Annotated in this window: 16 protein-coding genes; 11 read left to right on the forward strand and 5 right to left on the reverse strand. The window is 68.2% G+C overall.

The features are described 5' to 3' along the window. Nucleotides 1–117: 117 nt before the first annotated feature. The 3 genes from ACTOQ2_RS30300 to ACTOQ2_RS30310 all read right to left on the reverse strand — a co-directional run bounded on the left by ACTOQ2_RS30300 (nt 118) and on the right by ACTOQ2_RS30310 (nt 1,740). Nucleotides 118–780, reverse strand: coding sequence for an NADH-quinone oxidoreductase subunit C (locus ACTOQ2_RS30300; RefSeq protein ID WP_440104211.1), 663 nt, complete (start codon nt 778–780; stop codon nt 118–120). Continuing rightward, complete coding sequence (locus tag ACTOQ2_RS30305) at nt 773–1,270, reverse strand: NADH-quinone oxidoreductase subunit B (RefSeq protein WP_184537730.1); 498 nt, start codon at nt 1,268–1,270, stop codon at nt 773–775. The genes ACTOQ2_RS30300 and ACTOQ2_RS30305 overlap by 8 nt, the downstream gene beginning before the upstream one ends. A 98-nt stretch (nt 1,271–1,368) precedes the next feature. Further along, a complete protein-coding gene (locus tag ACTOQ2_RS30310; protein ID WP_362698286.1) occupies nt 1,369–1,740 on the reverse strand; it encodes an NADH-quinone oxidoreductase subunit A in 372 nt (123 codons plus the stop codon). 265 nt (nt 1,741–2,005) lie between these two features. Between ACTOQ2_RS30310 and ACTOQ2_RS30315 the strand changes: the two genes are divergently transcribed. The 8 genes from ACTOQ2_RS30315 to ACTOQ2_RS30350 all read left to right on the forward strand — a co-directional run bounded on the left by ACTOQ2_RS30315 (nt 2,006) and on the right by ACTOQ2_RS30350 (nt 9,657). Beyond that, nucleotides 2,006–3,484 carry a polysaccharide deacetylase family protein gene (locus tag ACTOQ2_RS30315; protein ID WP_440104186.1) on the forward strand — a complete coding sequence of 493 codons (1,479 nt, stop codon included), beginning with the start codon at nt 2,006–2,008 and terminating at the stop codon, nt 3,482–3,484. Between the two features lie 69 nt (nt 3,485–3,553). Next, nucleotides 3,554–3,643, forward strand: coding sequence for a putative leader peptide (locus ACTOQ2_RS30320; RefSeq protein WP_362698292.1), 90 nt, complete (start codon nt 3,554–3,556; stop codon nt 3,641–3,643). 214 nt (nt 3,644–3,857) lie between these two features. Next, nucleotides 3,858–5,711, forward strand: coding sequence for a 2-oxoacid:acceptor oxidoreductase subunit alpha (locus tag ACTOQ2_RS30325; RefSeq protein WP_440104188.1), 1,854 nt, complete (start codon nt 3,858–3,860; stop codon nt 5,709–5,711). 16 nt (nt 5,712–5,727) lie between these two features. After that, nucleotides 5,728–6,774: a 2-oxoacid:ferredoxin oxidoreductase subunit beta gene (locus ACTOQ2_RS30330; protein WP_440068105.1), complete on the forward strand. Its 1,047-nt coding sequence runs from the start codon at nt 5,728–5,730 to the stop codon at nt 6,772–6,774. A 97-nt stretch (nt 6,775–6,871) separates the two neighbouring features. Then, a complete protein-coding gene (locus ACTOQ2_RS30335; RefSeq protein ID WP_440104190.1) occupies nt 6,872–7,798 on the forward strand; it encodes an NAD-dependent epimerase/dehydratase family protein in 927 nt (308 codons plus the stop codon). Between the two features lie 176 nt (nt 7,799–7,974). Then, nucleotides 7,975–8,718, forward strand: a complete 744-nt coding sequence (locus ACTOQ2_RS30340; RefSeq protein ID WP_440104192.1) for an MBL fold metallo-hydrolase — start codon at nt 7,975–7,977, stop codon at nt 8,716–8,718. 220 nt (nt 8,719–8,938) lie between these two features. Continuing rightward, nucleotides 8,939–9,322 (forward strand): type II toxin-antitoxin system RelE/ParE family toxin, encoded by a 384-nt coding sequence (locus ACTOQ2_RS30345; RefSeq protein ID WP_440104194.1) that lies wholly within the window; start codon nt 8,939–8,941, stop codon nt 9,320–9,322. Further along, nucleotides 9,319–9,657, forward strand: coding sequence for an XRE family transcriptional regulator (locus tag ACTOQ2_RS30350; RefSeq protein WP_440104195.1), 339 nt, complete (start codon nt 9,319–9,321; stop codon nt 9,655–9,657). Before ACTOQ2_RS30345 ends, ACTOQ2_RS30350 begins: the two co-directional genes overlap by 4 nt. A 63-nt stretch (nt 9,658–9,720) precedes the next feature. On the opposite strand, the gene ACTOQ2_RS30355 is transcribed toward ACTOQ2_RS30350, so the two are convergent. After that, nucleotides 9,721–9,933 carry a DUF397 domain-containing protein gene (locus ACTOQ2_RS30355; protein WP_440104196.1) on the reverse strand — a complete coding sequence of 71 codons (213 nt, stop codon included), beginning with the start codon at nt 9,931–9,933 and terminating at the stop codon, nt 9,721–9,723. After that, the gene (locus ACTOQ2_RS30360) at nt 9,924–10,745 is read right to left on the reverse strand and encodes a helix-turn-helix domain-containing protein (RefSeq protein WP_440104197.1); all 822 of its coding nucleotides are present in this window, start codon (nt 10,743–10,745) and stop codon (nt 9,924–9,926) included. Before ACTOQ2_RS30360 ends, ACTOQ2_RS30355 begins: the two co-directional genes overlap by 10 nt. An 828-nt stretch (nt 10,746–11,573) precedes the next feature. On the opposite strand from ACTOQ2_RS30360, the gene ACTOQ2_RS30365 reads away from it, so the two are divergent. From ACTOQ2_RS30365 to ACTOQ2_RS30375, 3 genes are all read left to right on the forward strand, one after another. Beyond that, nucleotides 11,574–12,413, forward strand: a complete 840-nt coding sequence (locus tag ACTOQ2_RS30365; protein ID WP_440104198.1) for an ATP-binding protein — start codon at nt 11,574–11,576, stop codon at nt 12,411–12,413. Then, the gene (locus tag ACTOQ2_RS30370; RefSeq protein WP_440104200.1) at nt 12,410–12,682 is read left to right on the forward strand and encodes a hypothetical protein; all 273 of its coding nucleotides are present in this window, start codon (nt 12,410–12,412) and stop codon (nt 12,680–12,682) included. The genes ACTOQ2_RS30365 and ACTOQ2_RS30370 overlap by 4 nt, the downstream gene beginning before the upstream one ends. A 108-nt stretch (nt 12,683–12,790) precedes the next feature. Continuing rightward, on the forward strand, nt 12,791–13,477 hold a 687-nt coding region (locus ACTOQ2_RS30375; RefSeq protein ID WP_440104201.1), incomplete at its 3' end, for a non-reducing end alpha-L-arabinofuranosidase family hydrolase.

Below are 13,477 nucleotides of genomic sequence, written 5' to 3' on the forward strand. Positions count from 1 at the left end.
GGGCACCTCCGGTCCTTCGGGGGAAACCCCCGGCCATAACCGATATCGCGGGCATCACAGGCGTCGCGGGCATCGCGAACGTCGCAGGCATCGCGGCGAGACGGCCGCCGGGGAGTCTCAGGTGCCACGTTCGTGCCCCCAGTCGGCGGGCACCCCCGGCGGGAGCGTCTTGCGGCGGCTCGGCGAGCCGTGGCCGGACTCTCCGGGCTCCTTGGCCCCCGGCCAGGCCTTGGCGACCCGGGCGGCGAGCACGAAGTCCTTGCGCAGCGGGAAGCCCTCGAAGCCCTCGGGGAGCAGCAGCGGCACCAGGTTCGGGTGGCCCTCGAAGACGACGCCGAACATCTCGAAGGTCTCGCGCTCGTGCCAGTCGGCTCCGCGGAAGACGCCGACCGCGCTGGGCAGCCGGGGGTCGGCGCGCGGGACCCGGGTGCGCAGCAGCAGGTGGGCGTGCGAGACGGGGGCGAAGAGGTGGGCGACGACCGCGAACGTCTCCGGCGGCTCGTCCACCGCGGTCAGCCAGTCGAAGAACTCGTAGCCCCCGGCTCTGGCGGACTCCAGCAGGCCGATCCAGCCGCCGGGATCCACGTCGACCGTGGTCTGGCCGAAGGACTCCGACACCCGGGCGCCCTCGCCGTACGCGAAACCGGGCACGGAACCGGGCACGGAATCGGGCACGGAACCGTACCCAGGGCCGGGCTCGGGTTTGGACGCGGAACCGTTCCCGGGGCCGGGCTCGGGCTCGGGCGTGGAACCGGATGCGGGTTCGGGCAGGTCAGGCATAGCGGTCACCCAGGTTCTCCGCGGCGATCTTCTCCTGGAGCATCATGATGCCGTGGAGCAGCGCCTCGGGGCGAGGGGGGCAGCCGGGGACGTAGACGTCGACCGGGATGATCTGGTCGACGCCCTTGGTCACGCAGTAGGAGTCCCAGTACGGGCCGCCGGAGTTGGAACAGGCGCCGAAGGAGATCACGTACTTCGGGTCGGGCATCTGCTCGTAGAGCCGCTTGACCGCGGGCGCCATCTTGTCGGTCACCGTGCCTGAGACGATCATCAGATCCGCCTGCCGGGGACCGTTGGCGAACGGGATGACCCCGAACCTTATGAAGTCGTGCCTGCTCATCGAGGTCGCGATGAACTCGATCGCGCAGCAGGCCAGACCGAAGTTGAACGCCCACAGCGAGTAACGGCGCCCCCAGTTCAGGATGAAGCGCATGGGTTTGGGGGCCAGACGCGAGACTGGCCCCACGGTGGGCATCGGGAGATCCGCCATGGCACGCATTCTCCTTCAGAGTCGGTGCTCGCGCTCGCCCGGCCCTTGGAGCCCTCAGGTCCGGTCTGTCGAGCTTCCCAGGCCGGGCTTTCGAGCTCTCAGGTCCAGGTGAGCGCGCGCTTGCGCCAGGCGTAGAGGATGCCGAGCGCGATGAAGCCGAGGAAGACGAACATCTCGACCAGGGTGGTCGTCCCGAAGCCCGGCGCGGCGAAGACCGTCGCCCAGGGGAACAGGAAGACCGCGTCCACCGCGAAGACCACGTACAGGTAGGTGAACACGTAGTAGCGGATCTGGGACTGGGCCCAGCCGTCACCGACCGGGTCGACGCCGCACTCGTAGGTGAGCAGTTTCTCCGGGGTGGGGCGACTCGGCCGGAGTCCCCGGTTGACGAGCAGTGCCCCGGCGACGATGAGCAGGCCGATCGCGAACAACGCGAGGACCACCACATAAGAGCCGAAATATCCGCTCATGGCCTCTCCTCCTCGGGGCCGCCGCCCGAACGCCCCGGGACGCCCCACAACGCTCCGGGACGCCGCACGACCTTCCGCGACGCCATAACGCTCGGGACGCCGCACAACGCTCCGGGACCTGCCGTACGGGGCTCTCCGCCCTACCTATAGCAGTATCCGCGCTTCCCGTCACGCGGGGAAACCGGCGGGCGCGAAACGCTAAAGCCTCTGTCCACTTAACATCAAGACGGGGTAAACACCTCATAACCCCCTATAGCGTTAGTTTATGTTTAAACTGCGATTCGGCGGAGGAATCGCGTTGACGGCCGCGATGCTGGCCGGTTGCGGTGTGGCCACCGCCTCCCCCCACGGGGATTCCCCGATCCCCTCGGAGCCAACGCTGATCAATTACGTCGACCCCTCCATGGTCCAGGGCCTGAGCACGAGAAGCCTGAACGCGGGAGAGACCAAGGGCCGGCGCGTGCACGCCACTTACCCGGCCATCGCCGACGCCCCCCGGCTCACCGAGAAGCTCCTCAAGACGGTGACCAGGAGTCTCAACCGGTTCACCTGGCACGACGTCCCCGCCGACGCCCTGCCCAACCCCGAGTTCAACGTGGACTGGCAGCTCGCCGCCGCGTCCCCCGAGGTCCTGGGGGTGCGGCTGCGCATCGGCCAGTCCACGGGCTCAGGCTGGAGCGAGTCGCGGACCACCGTCTGGTACGACCGGGCGAGCCGGCGCGCCCTGGACTCCCCCGGCCTGCTCAGGGACGGCGCGGCGCTGACCACGCTGGCCGGGATCGTCAGGAGCGAGCTGGCGCTGCGGGGACCGCTGGTGAACCCCAACGCGCTCAGACCGGAACCCTCGATGTTCGACTCCATCGGTTTCAACCCGCGCGGCGACCTCGTCGTGGAGTTCGACGACAAGCAGGTGGGCCTGGGCGTCGCCGGCCGGGTGGCGGTCGCCGTGCCGTCCGCGACCGCGGCGCCGCTGCTGTCGGCGACCGGGCTGCGGGCACAGCGGGCCTCCGTGAGGACCGCGACCCTCACCTCGCAGAAGGACATGCTCGCGGCGAGCATGGACAGGCCCGCGGCGCGCAGTTCCATGGCGGGCACCGTGGACTGCGCGAAGGCCAGGTGCGTGGCGCTGACCTACGAGGACGGGCCGGGCCCCCAGACCGGGCGGCTGCTCGACATCCTCGGCGCGCACAAGGCGAGGGCGACCTTCTTCAGCCTCGGTTCCAACGCCTCCGCGCATCCCGAGCTGCTGCGGCGGATGCGTGACGAGGGCCATCTGGTGGCCAACCACACCTGGTCCCATCGCGACCTCAGCGTGCTGCCCCCCGTCATGCTCGCCGACCAGCTCACCCGCGCGCAATACGCGATCACCCAGGCGATCGGCCAGGTCCCCACGCTGATGCGCCCGCCGTACGGCGTGACCGACGAGCAGGTGGCCGCCATCTCGCGCCGGCTGGGCGTGTCCGTGGTGCGCTGGAGCGTCGACGCCGAGGACAGGCACGACCCCGACCCCCGGGCGATCGCCCGCCGGACCATCGCCCGGGTCAAGCCCGGGGCGATCGTCCTCATGCACGACTTCCACCACGCCACCGTCGACGCGGCCCCCGCGATCTTGCGCGAGCTCACCGCAAAGGGTTATACCTTTGTCACTGTTCCGGAGCTGTACGGCCCGCGCGCGATGGAGCCGGGCCGGACCTACGACTCCGGGGCCATGCCCACCGTGCTGGAAAAGCAATCCCTGTCATAGCCGGAGGCTATGGGGTCATAGCCGGAGGCGATGAGAGCGCCTTCGCGACGGGACATATAGTTGGGCATCGTGATCCCAACCGTCCTCTTCGGCCGCCTGCACGTTGACCTGTGTCGGCTCGCGGCCGGGCTGTGTCGGGCCGACCGTCTGCGATCGTGACTTCCCCGTAGGCCGTACGACGGCCGCGACGCGCGATGTCCGCGCCCAGCTTCGACTCAGTTTCGACTCAGCGGCCGTCAAGGATATGCGACAAAGGTCACTTTCCTTCGCCGAGTGGAACGCGAAAAGACTACGCGTGACCCCGAGGATCTAGCATGGAAAAAAGAATGTGCCACGAGCAACGGCGCCCTGTCGCGTCGAGGAGGACTGAGCTGTGACCAAGCAGGTTCAGCAACTCGACCGCGTGATCATCCGGTTCGCCGGCGATTCCGGCGACGGTATGCAGCTGACCGGTGACCGCTTCACCGCCGGAACCGCGGAGTTCGGCAACGACCTGTCGACGCTCCCCAACTTCCCGGCGGAGATCCGCGCCCCCGCAGGCACCCTGCCGGGCGTGTCGAGCTTCCAGCTGCACTTCGCCGACCACGACATCCTCACGCCGGGCGACGCTCCCAACGTCCTGGTCGCGATGAACCCCGCCGCGCTGAAGGCCAACCTCTCCGACCTGCCGCGCGGTGCCGACCTCATCGTCAACACCGACGAGTTCACCAAGCGCAACCTGCAGAAGGTCGGCTACGACGGCAGCCCCCTCGACGACGACTCGCTCGCCGAGTGGCGGGTCCACGCGGTGCCGCTGACCTCGCTGACGGTCAAGGCCCTCGAAGGCTTCGCGTTGTCCAAGAAGGACGCCGAGCGCTCGAAGAACATGTTCGCCCTCGGGCTGCTGAGCTGGCTCTACCACCGGCCCACCGAGGCGACGATCCAGTTCCTCGAGACCAAGTTCGCCAAGAAGCCCGACATCGCCAAGGCCAACATCGCCGCCTTCCAGGCGGGCTGGAACTACGGCGAGACCACCGAGTCCTTCTCGGTCTCGTACGAGATCAAGCCGGCCAAGCTGGCCCCCGGGGTATACCGCAACATCTCCGGCAACCAGGCGCTCGCCTACGGCCTGATCGCCGCCTCGGTGCAGTCGAGGCTGCCGCTGTTCCTCGGCTCGTACCCGATCACCCCGGCCAGCGACATCCTGCACGAGCTGTCCAGGCACAAGCGGTTCGGCATCCGCACCTTCCAGGCCGAGGACGAGATCGCGGGCGTCGGGGCGGCGCTCGGCGCCGCCTTCGGCGGGGCGCTGGGCGTCACGACGACCTCCGGGCCGGGTGTCGCGCTGAAGGCCGAGACCGTGGGCCTCGCGGTGACCACCGAGCTGCCGCTCATCGTGGTCGACGTGCAGCGCGCGGGTCCCAGCACCGGCATGCCCACCAAGACCGAGCAGACCGACCTGCTGATGGCCATGTTCGGCCGCAACGGCGAGTCGCCGCTGCCGATCGTGGCGCCCTCGACCCCCTCCGACTGCTTCGACGCGGCGGTGGAGGCGGTCAGGATCGCGGTGAAGTACCGCACCCCGGTCATGCTGCTCTCCGACGGCTACCTCGCCAACGGCTCCGAGCCGTGGAAGCTGCCCGACGCCGCCGACCTGCCCGACATCTCCACCGAGTTCGCCTCGGGGCCGAACGGCGAGGACGGCACGACCTTCCTGCCGTTCAAGCGCGACCCCGAGACCCTCGCCCGCCCCTGGGCGATTCCCGGCACCGCGGGCCTGGAGCACAGGATCGGCGGCATCGAGAAGGCCGAGAACACCGGCAACATCTCCTACGACCCCAACAACCACGACCGGATGGTCCGGGTCCGGCAGGCCAAGATCGACGGGATCGCGAACGACATCCCGCCGCTGGCCGTGGACGACCCCGACGGCGACGCCCGCGTGCTGGTGCTCGGCTGGGGGTCCACGTACGGGCCGATCGCGGCGGCCGTGCGGCGCATCAGGAGGTCCGGGGGCAAGGTCGCCCAGGCCCACCTGCGGCACGTCAACCCGCTGCCCGTCAACACCGGCGAGGTCCTGCGCTCGTACGACAAGGTCCTCCTGCCGGAGATCAACCTCGGCCAGCTCGCGCTGCTGCTCCGCGCCCGCTTCCTGGTCGACATCATCAGCTACAACCGAGTGCGCGGGCTTCCGTTCAAGGCCGAGGAACTCGCCGGCGTGATTCAGGACGTGATCGACAGTGAGTAGTGCCGAGTTGCCGGCGGTGTCCGTCCCCGGAAGGGGCGGGGCGCTTTCGCTGGTCCCGAAGTCCGAGGTCAAGCTCGGGATGAAGGACTTCAAGTCCGACCAGGAGGTCCGCTGGTGCCCCGGGTGCGGTGACTACGCCATCCTGGCCGCGGTCCAGTCATTCGTGCCGGAGCTCGGGCTCAAGCGCGAGAACATGGTGTTCGTCTCGGGCATCGGCTGCTCCTCCCGGTTCCCGTACTACATGGACACCTACGGGTTCCACTCGATCCACGGCCGCGCCCCGGCGATCGCGACCGGCCTCGCCGCCTCGCGTCCCGACCTGTCGGTCTGGGTGATCACCGGTGACGGCGACGCGCTGTCCATCGGCGGCAACCACCTCATCCACGCGCTGCGCCGCAACGTCAACCTGAACATCCTGCTGTTCAACAACAGGATCTACGGCCTGACCAAGGGTCAGTACTCCCCGACCTCCGAGATCGGCAAGATCACGAAGTCGACCCCGATGGGCTCGCTGGACAAGCCGTTCAACCCGATCTCGCTGGCCATCGGGGCCGAGGCCTCCTTCGTGGCCAGGACCATCGACTCCGACCGCAAGCACCTGCAGTCGGTGCTGCGCGAGGCCGCCGAGCACCGGGGCACCTCCCTGGTGGAGATCTACCAGAACTGCAACATCTTCAACGACAACGCCTTCGAACCGCTGAAGGACCCGGAGCAGCGCGACGACATCACGCTGCGCCTGGAGCACGGTCAGCCCATCGCCTCGGCCTCCAAGGCGGTGCGCAGGGCGGCCGACGGCGGCATCGAGGTCGTCCCGAGGTCGGCGGTGAGCGAGGACGAGATCCTCGTGCACGACGCCCACCGCGCCGACCCGTCGCTGGCCTTCGCGCTCTCCCGGCTGGACGAGCCCTCCTTCGAGCACGTCCCGATCGGCGTCTTCCGCAACGTCGACCGCCCCTCCTACGACGAGCTCATGGCCGAGCAACTCCAGGAGGCCGTCGGCGAGCGGGGGCCGGGTGACCTGAACGACCTGCTGCTCGGCGGGGACACCTGGCGCATCGGCTGATCGGAACGAACGCACGACATCACACGGTAAGGCCCGCTCTTCGGAGCGGGCCTTACCGCTTATCTGCCACAAATCCCCCCGAACCAGGAGAAAGCACATGGCCGACCCGGTAGCGGAAGACCACTGGCGGGCGAGGCCCGTACTGGTGACGGGGGCCGGTGGCTTCATCGGAGCCCACCTGGTGCGGCGGCTGAGCGCGCTCGGCGCGCGGGTGCACGCGGTCAGCCGCCGGTCCAGGGAGAGCTCGGGCGGCGAGACGTGGCACGTCGCGGACGTCGCCGACGCGGGCACGGTCGAGTGGCTCGTCGGCTCGACCCGCCCGGCCGTCGTGTTCCACCTGGCCAGCGAGGTCGCCGGGGCGAGGGATCCACGGCTCGTGCTGCCGATGCTGCACAGCAACCTCACCGGTGTGGTCAACCTGCTGACGGCGGTCGCCGGGGTCCCCGAGACCAGGGTGGTGCTGGCGGGCTCCCTGGAGGAGCTCCGGCCCGAGGAGGGCGACAGGGCACCCTCCTCGCCGTACGCGGCGTCCAAGTGGGCCGCCGACGGCTACGCGCGGATGTTCCACCACCTGTGGGGCGTCCAGGTCAGCAACCTGCGGATCGGCATGGTCTACGGGCCCGGCCGCCAGGACACCCGCAAGCTGGTCCCCTACGTGGCGCTGTCACTGCTGCGCGGGCGGACACCCGAGCTCGGCAGCGGAACGCGCCACCTCGACTGGGTGTACGTCGACGACGTGGTCGACGCCTTCCTCGCGACGGCCGAGACCCCGGAGGCGGCGGGCCGCGCCTTCGACATCGGCACGGGAACGGGCACCTCCATCCGCGACACCGTGGAACTGCTCTCCGAGATCGTCGGCGGCCGGGCCCGTCCCCGCTACGGCGTCCTCGGCGACCGCCCCCTCGACAGCGCCAGGATCGCCGACCTGACCGCCACCACCGAGATCCTCGGCTGGCGGCCCACCGTCGGGCTGGAGGAGGGTCTGCGCCGGACCGTCGACTGGTTCGCCCGCGAGAACGGCTGAGCGGTCCCGGCCGGGCCGAACCGCCTCGCATCCTCCGATCGAGTGGCCGTACGTCGGCACCGGCCGGATTCAGGAGGTCATGAGATCGGGAAACGCGCCGGGAGCGAGGTGGACCCGGCCGGCGTTCGCCCTGGGACGGTAGGCGAGGAGCGGGCGCCGGTCGTTAGGGTTCATGGATGCTGCTGACAATCCTTGGCGGATGCGGTGCGTGGCCGGGAGCGGGCCAGGCCTGCAGTGGTTATCTCGTGGAGCACGACGGGTTCAGGCTGCTCGTCGACCCCGGGTACGCGACGGTGCCGCGGCTGCTGGAACGGGTCACCGCTGATCAGGTCGACGCGGTGTTCGTCAGTCACGGACATCCCGATCACTGCGCCGATCTGAACCCGCTGTTGCGGGCACGCGCGTTCCGTGACGATCCGCCGGCTCCCTTGCCGGTGTACTCACTGCCCGGCGCCCTGGACGCGGTGCTCGCGCTGGACCGCCCGGGAATGCTGACCGATGCCCATGTCCTGCGCGAGTTCACAGCCGGCGACCGGATCGACATCGGCCCGTTCCATGCGCGGACCCGCCTGCTGCCGCACTCGGTGCCCAATGCCGGCGTACGGCTGACGGCGGGCGATCGGGTGCTCGCGTACACCGGCGACACCGGCCCGAGCCCCGAGGTGGTGGAGCTGGCGCGCGGCGCCGACCTGTTTCTGGCCGAGGCCACCTATGTGGACCGGGTCCCGGAGGATTCGCGGCGCAACCTGTCGAGTGCCCGCCAGGCAGGCCGGCAGGCCAAGGAAGCCGACGTCCGACACCTGTTGCTGACTCACCTGCAGCCGGGGACGGACGCCACAGCCGCGCGAGCCGCCGCCGAGGCCGAATACGACGGCGAGATCGACATCACCACTTCCGGCCTCGCCATCGATCTTTCCTGAGCAAGGCCTCCTCAGGCTTCGAACGCCTCACGTCGTTCTCCGGCTTCCGGCTTCCGGCATGCGCATGCGGCGCACTTCGATGGCACCGATCATCATCTTCGGGACAGTCCATACCCACAAACAGTCACGAACGGACGAGCTGGTAGAAGTAGAGCAGGCGGCTTGCTTCTCTGGTCAGGAAAGTGCCTCCTTGCTGCTGTCTTAATGCCAGGGTTAAGCTATGGACGGAGCTGGATGGCAGGTCGTGCTGGTTGCCGAGGTCGCCGACTGGTACGACCAGTTATGCCAGGACGACTGGGGCAGCGCTGATCAGGTCGAAAACGCCATAGACATGCTGGCGCAGGTCGGGCCGACACTTGGTCGACCGCTGGTGGATCGCATCAAGGGAGCCGACAATCACCATCTGAAAGAGTTGCGACCTGGTTCGTCAAAAGGAAGTGAGATCCGCATTCTGTTCGCATTCGACCCGGTCCGCCGGGCAGTACTGCTGGTCGCGGGCGATAAGGCCGGCAACTGGGACCATTGGTATGACACAAATATCCCGATGGCGGAGAAACGGTACGCCGAACACATAGCGGAGCTGGCTAGCAGGGAGTACGAATGAGCGCGGTCAACTGGGACGAGGTGAAGCAGCGGGCGCGGGAGCGGCGCCAGGCTGCGGGACTGCCCGTGCAATCGGATGCCGAGAAGTCCGCCGCGATGGAGCAGCTCGCCGCGGAGATCAGGGCGTACAAGCTCGCGGAGATCAGGCGGGAGCAGGATCTGACCCAGCGCGACGTTGCCACCACCATGGGAATCTCCGGCCCGAGAGTCTCGGCCATCGAGCACGGCGAGGTCGACCGTGTCGAGGTGGCGACCCTGCGCTCTTACGTCGAGGCTCTCGGCGGACGGCTGCGCGTCGTGGCCGACTTCGGCGACGTCGAATACACCGTGGCATAGCCCGTACGACGTCAGAAGCCCTCGGCCACCTGGTCGAGGGCTTCCTTGTCTCCGGGAGCGGAGTCAGAAGTCGAACTCGCCCTTCTTGGCGCCGTCGACGAAGGCGGCCCACACACTCACGCTCACCACGAACGGCGCCCGCTCGGGAGCCTCGGTGTCACGCAGGCCCACCCGGCCGCCGGACAGCGGGGCGACCTCCAGACAGTCCCCACCGTTGGGTCCGCTCTTGGTGGCCTTACGCCAGTCAGCGGTCCTCAGCTCGTCGCTCAGATCCATGTTTTTGCTGCCTCTCTGATCACATCGATCGAGACATGCTGAGAGTGTGCCTCAGCTCGGATGGTGTCGTACGTAGCCTGGATGGCTTCGACATCCTCTGATCTATTGGTAACTTGACCGTTTAGTGCAGATTCGAGATACACGATATCCGCACTCCCTTGAATCTGTGCGATGACAAAACCACCAAGAACCCCCGTGGTCACCCCAAGCACCAGCGGAAGCACCTGAATAAAGATCTTGGGTGAGGCGAAGCTTATGAGCAGGCGCTCGATCTGAGCGTGCATGACTTCCCTACCGCCGATCGGGCGATATAGGACGCCCTCATCCAACACCACTCGCAGCATCGGCGGGGCAGCCCGGGAGAAGATGGCTTGCCGCTCCATTCGAGCCGCTACGAGTTCCTCTACCTCGCTATCCGTTACGCCGGGTTTTCCACGCAACACTGCTCGCGCGTATTCTTCAGTCTGAAGAAGACCGGGAACAACGAGCGGTTGCCAGGTGTGCAGCGTATGCGCTGCCGGTTCGACCTCCAGCCAATCCCGAAACCATCGCGGGCTCGCCGCATGGGTGATGTGCGTCCAGCGGCGGATGAGTCCTCCGTTCGCACCCAAAGCGTCGTCGCAGCGTCGTGCCAGGTTGTGGCTGGGATTGCGCTCGCCTCTCTCGGTGAAGCTCAGCAGGCTCCTGCTGAACTGAGTCACCTCAGCCAGCTCATCCTGGGTCATTTTCGCCTTTTTCCGGTACTTGCGGAGCTCCGCACCAAATAGAACCCATTTTTCGTTTTTCGGGTTGAGCTTGGGATCCTTGGACATCGCATCTCCATCCAGCGATGAATTCCACACCGCGACACAAGAGACACAGGTTTCCACAAACTGTCACACCGATGTGCCTCGACTTTTGATCCCTAAAGTAGTCATCCGAGTGCACTCTGTGAAGAGGTTCGAGAGAGCGGGAACGCCACCGGAGCGGCCCTCTCCCGTGCGCGGAAAGCAACCTTTCAAGGTCATCTAAAAAATCACCACGTATGTCCAGAAAAAGGGAGAAAAAATGTCCGCTGATTCAACGGAAAACGCCCCTTTGGTGACCACTTACGCCTCCGCCGGACACACACCTGTCACCGCTGAGTAAGTCCCATGGGGCAGCCGGAAGCCGCTTCGCGCAAGACGGAAACACCAGGCCGTATCGCCCTCAATCCCCAAATAAAGCGGGGCCTGCCACGGCACGGAACGCCATGACAAGCCCCTCGACCGGACTCTGGAGGTCCGACCTGATGCGTAACCCTAGAGGAAACCCCAGGCCGATCCGGGTGCGTTGGCACGCGAACCGGCCGCCGATGCCGCTCGGCTGCCGCTGGTGCGGCCATCCCCCGTACGCCCACGAGGCCGCCAGCCTCCCGCACCGCGCGCACCACCACTGGGAGCAGCCCACCACCGCCCAGGTCCACGCCCGGATGAGCGTTCGTCGCCGCCTCAGCCTCTCCAGCCGCCCACCCGTCACGACGCCCGTCCGCACGATCCCTGGCTCTACGGTCCCTGGCCCCACAGCCTCCGTCGCTTTTCCCGTGCGGCCCCCGGAGGGCTTCCCCGGTCGGCACCGGCGGCCGGAGCAGGCCGTGGCCACGGCCGCCGTGCCGTACCGGCGTGGACGGCCGCCGAACCCCCGTACCCCCTCCGGCAGGCACGCCCCGTACCGGCAGGGAGCGACGGCGTGAACGAACGCGCCTCCCAGCCCCGGCAGGGCGGGCGGCATCGGCGCGGAGCGGCCACCGCGCAGATCGACCACCGGTCCTGGGATCCGGCCGAACGCGCGCCGCCGAGCGGCTCGACCAGGTCGAGCCCGCCTGGATCGTCTGGTACGGCCCCGGCACCCGGCACTTCCACGCCGTCGCCGTCTGGCCCGCCCCCGAACCCCTGATCGTGCGGGCCCGCACCGTCGACGAGCTACGCGACCTGATGCGCGAGGCCGAGCACGGCCCACCGCCTCCCCGAGGAGAGAACATGCCCGAGATCCCGGACACCCCACCGGCCCCGGACGGCTCGCGGACTCAGGACGCCCCGCTGACCGTCTGCTGGGACCTGCCGCACAACCTGCCGATCGTCGGCAAGGCCCGCGCCATGGTGCGCGAGATCCTCGTCGCCTGGGAACTGCACCACCTCGTCGACGACGCCGTCCTGGTGGCCGGCGAGCTGCTCGCCAACGCGATCGTCCACGGCGAGCCCGTGGTCAGGCTTTCCGTGCGGGCCTGCACGGACGAGCTCCGGCTCCAGGTCACCGACCGGGGAACCGGGCAGCCCCGCCTCCTCGCCCTCGACGCCGAGGCCGTCCACGGTCGCGGCCTGGCCATCGTCCGTGCCCTCGCCCACGACCACGGCGTCACTCCCCTCCCCGACCGTCCCGGCAAAACCGTCTGGGCCCGCTGGCGCCTACCGTCACACGACGCCTCGCCGACTTCCGTGAACCAGGTGTCCGGGACCCGATGACGTACGTTCACGGCCTGCTCGCCGCCGCGTCGAACGGCCGCGCACGGCAGAAGATCATCGCCATCGCTGAACGTTTCATCACAGAGCCGATCTCGCACGGTGCGATCGGATGCCCGTTAGGGCAGATGAAGGCCCACCGGGAGCGCGAGCGCGAGGAAAAGGGCCAAGGGACGTGCCTTGACGAGGATCGGCCCCATCGTATTGGCTCCGCGCACCACCACCATCTCTCGCCAGAGAAATGGAGCAGTCCGTCAGCGAACGTAATGTGAGCGCTAACAAAGATCTTGGCCTCGCACGTACATCTGGGCGGCATCCCCGGCACGCCACCACCCGCACCAGTCCCCGACAGCGGCTGGACGAAAAGATGAGGAGCATCCATGCGCCTGCCCTGGCGAACGCGGACACCGCGTCCCTCCGCCGTCACACCGACGGCGCCGTCCCAGCCGGCCGTACGCCGCGTCTTCACGATCATCGCGATCCCGATCCTGCTGGCGGCGGCCGGGCTGGTGGCCACGCAGCCCGCGCAGGCGGCCGTCGCCTGCCGGGTCGACTACACCGTCACCTCGTCGTGGCCGGGCGGCTTCGGCGCCAACGTCACCATCAACAACCTGGGTGACGCGGTCAACGGCTGGCGACTGACCTGGTCCTTCGGGGGCGGCCAGCAGATCACCCAGATGTGGAACGCCACGTCCGCCCAGTCCGGTTCGACGGTGACCGCGACCAACGTCTCCTACAACGCCGCCATCCCGTCGGGGGGCAACACCGCCTTCGGGTTCAACGGCTCGTACACCGGCAGCAACCCGTCGCCCACCTCGTTCTCCCTGAACGGCGTGGCCTGCACCGGGAACCCCGGAACCCCCACCCCCACCCCCACGGTCACGCCGACCCCCGACCCGACGCCGACGCCGACACCGACACCGACCGGTACGTGCGACCTTCCGTCGACCTACCGCTGGAACTCCACCGGCGTGCTGGCGAACCCGAAGGCGGGCTGGGTCTCGCTCAAGGACTTCACCGTCGCCCCCTACAACGGCAGGCAGCTCGTCTACGCCACCACGCACGAC

Origin of the sequence: Streptosporangium sp. H16 (genome assembly GCF_051918855.1) — a bacterium.
Lineage (GTDB): Bacteria > Actinomycetota > Actinomycetes > Streptosporangiales > Streptosporangiaceae > Streptosporangium.

Coding starts and splice junctions, on each gene's coding strand:
- ACTOQ2_RS30350 (WP_440104195.1), top strand. CDS start 9,319: ATGAGCGCGGTCAACTGGGACGAGGTGAAGCAGCGGGCGCGGGAGCGG.
- ACTOQ2_RS30300 (WP_440104211.1), bottom strand. CDS start 780: ATGCCTGACCTGCCCGAACCCGCATCCGGTTCCACGCCCGAGCCCGAG.
- ACTOQ2_RS30360 (WP_440104197.1), bottom strand. CDS start 10,745: ATGTCCAAGGATCCCAAGCTCAACCCGAAAAACGAAAAATGGGTTCTA.
- ACTOQ2_RS30310 (WP_362698286.1), bottom strand. CDS start 1,740: ATGAGCGGATATTTCGGCTCTTATGTGGTGGTCCTCGCGTTGTTCGCG.
- ACTOQ2_RS30355 (WP_440104196.1), bottom strand. CDS start 9,933: ATGGATCTGAGCGACGAGCTGAGGACCGCTGACTGGCGTAAGGCCACC.
- ACTOQ2_RS30340 (WP_440104192.1), top strand. CDS start 7,975: ATGCTGCTGACAATCCTTGGCGGATGCGGTGCGTGGCCGGGAGCGGGC.
- ACTOQ2_RS30345 (WP_440104194.1), top strand. CDS start 8,939: ATGGACGGAGCTGGATGGCAGGTCGTGCTGGTTGCCGAGGTCGCCGAC.
- ACTOQ2_RS30305 (WP_184537730.1), bottom strand. CDS start 1,270: ATGGCGGATCTCCCGATGCCCACCGTGGGGCCAGTCTCGCGTCTGGCC.
- ACTOQ2_RS30370 (WP_440104200.1), top strand. CDS start 12,410: ATGACGTACGTTCACGGCCTGCTCGCCGCCGCGTCGAACGGCCGCGCA.
- ACTOQ2_RS30335 (WP_440104190.1), top strand. CDS start 6,872: ATGGCCGACCCGGTAGCGGAAGACCACTGGCGGGCGAGGCCCGTACTG.
- ACTOQ2_RS30315 (WP_440104186.1), top strand. CDS start 2,006: ATGTTTAAACTGCGATTCGGCGGAGGAATCGCGTTGACGGCCGCGATG.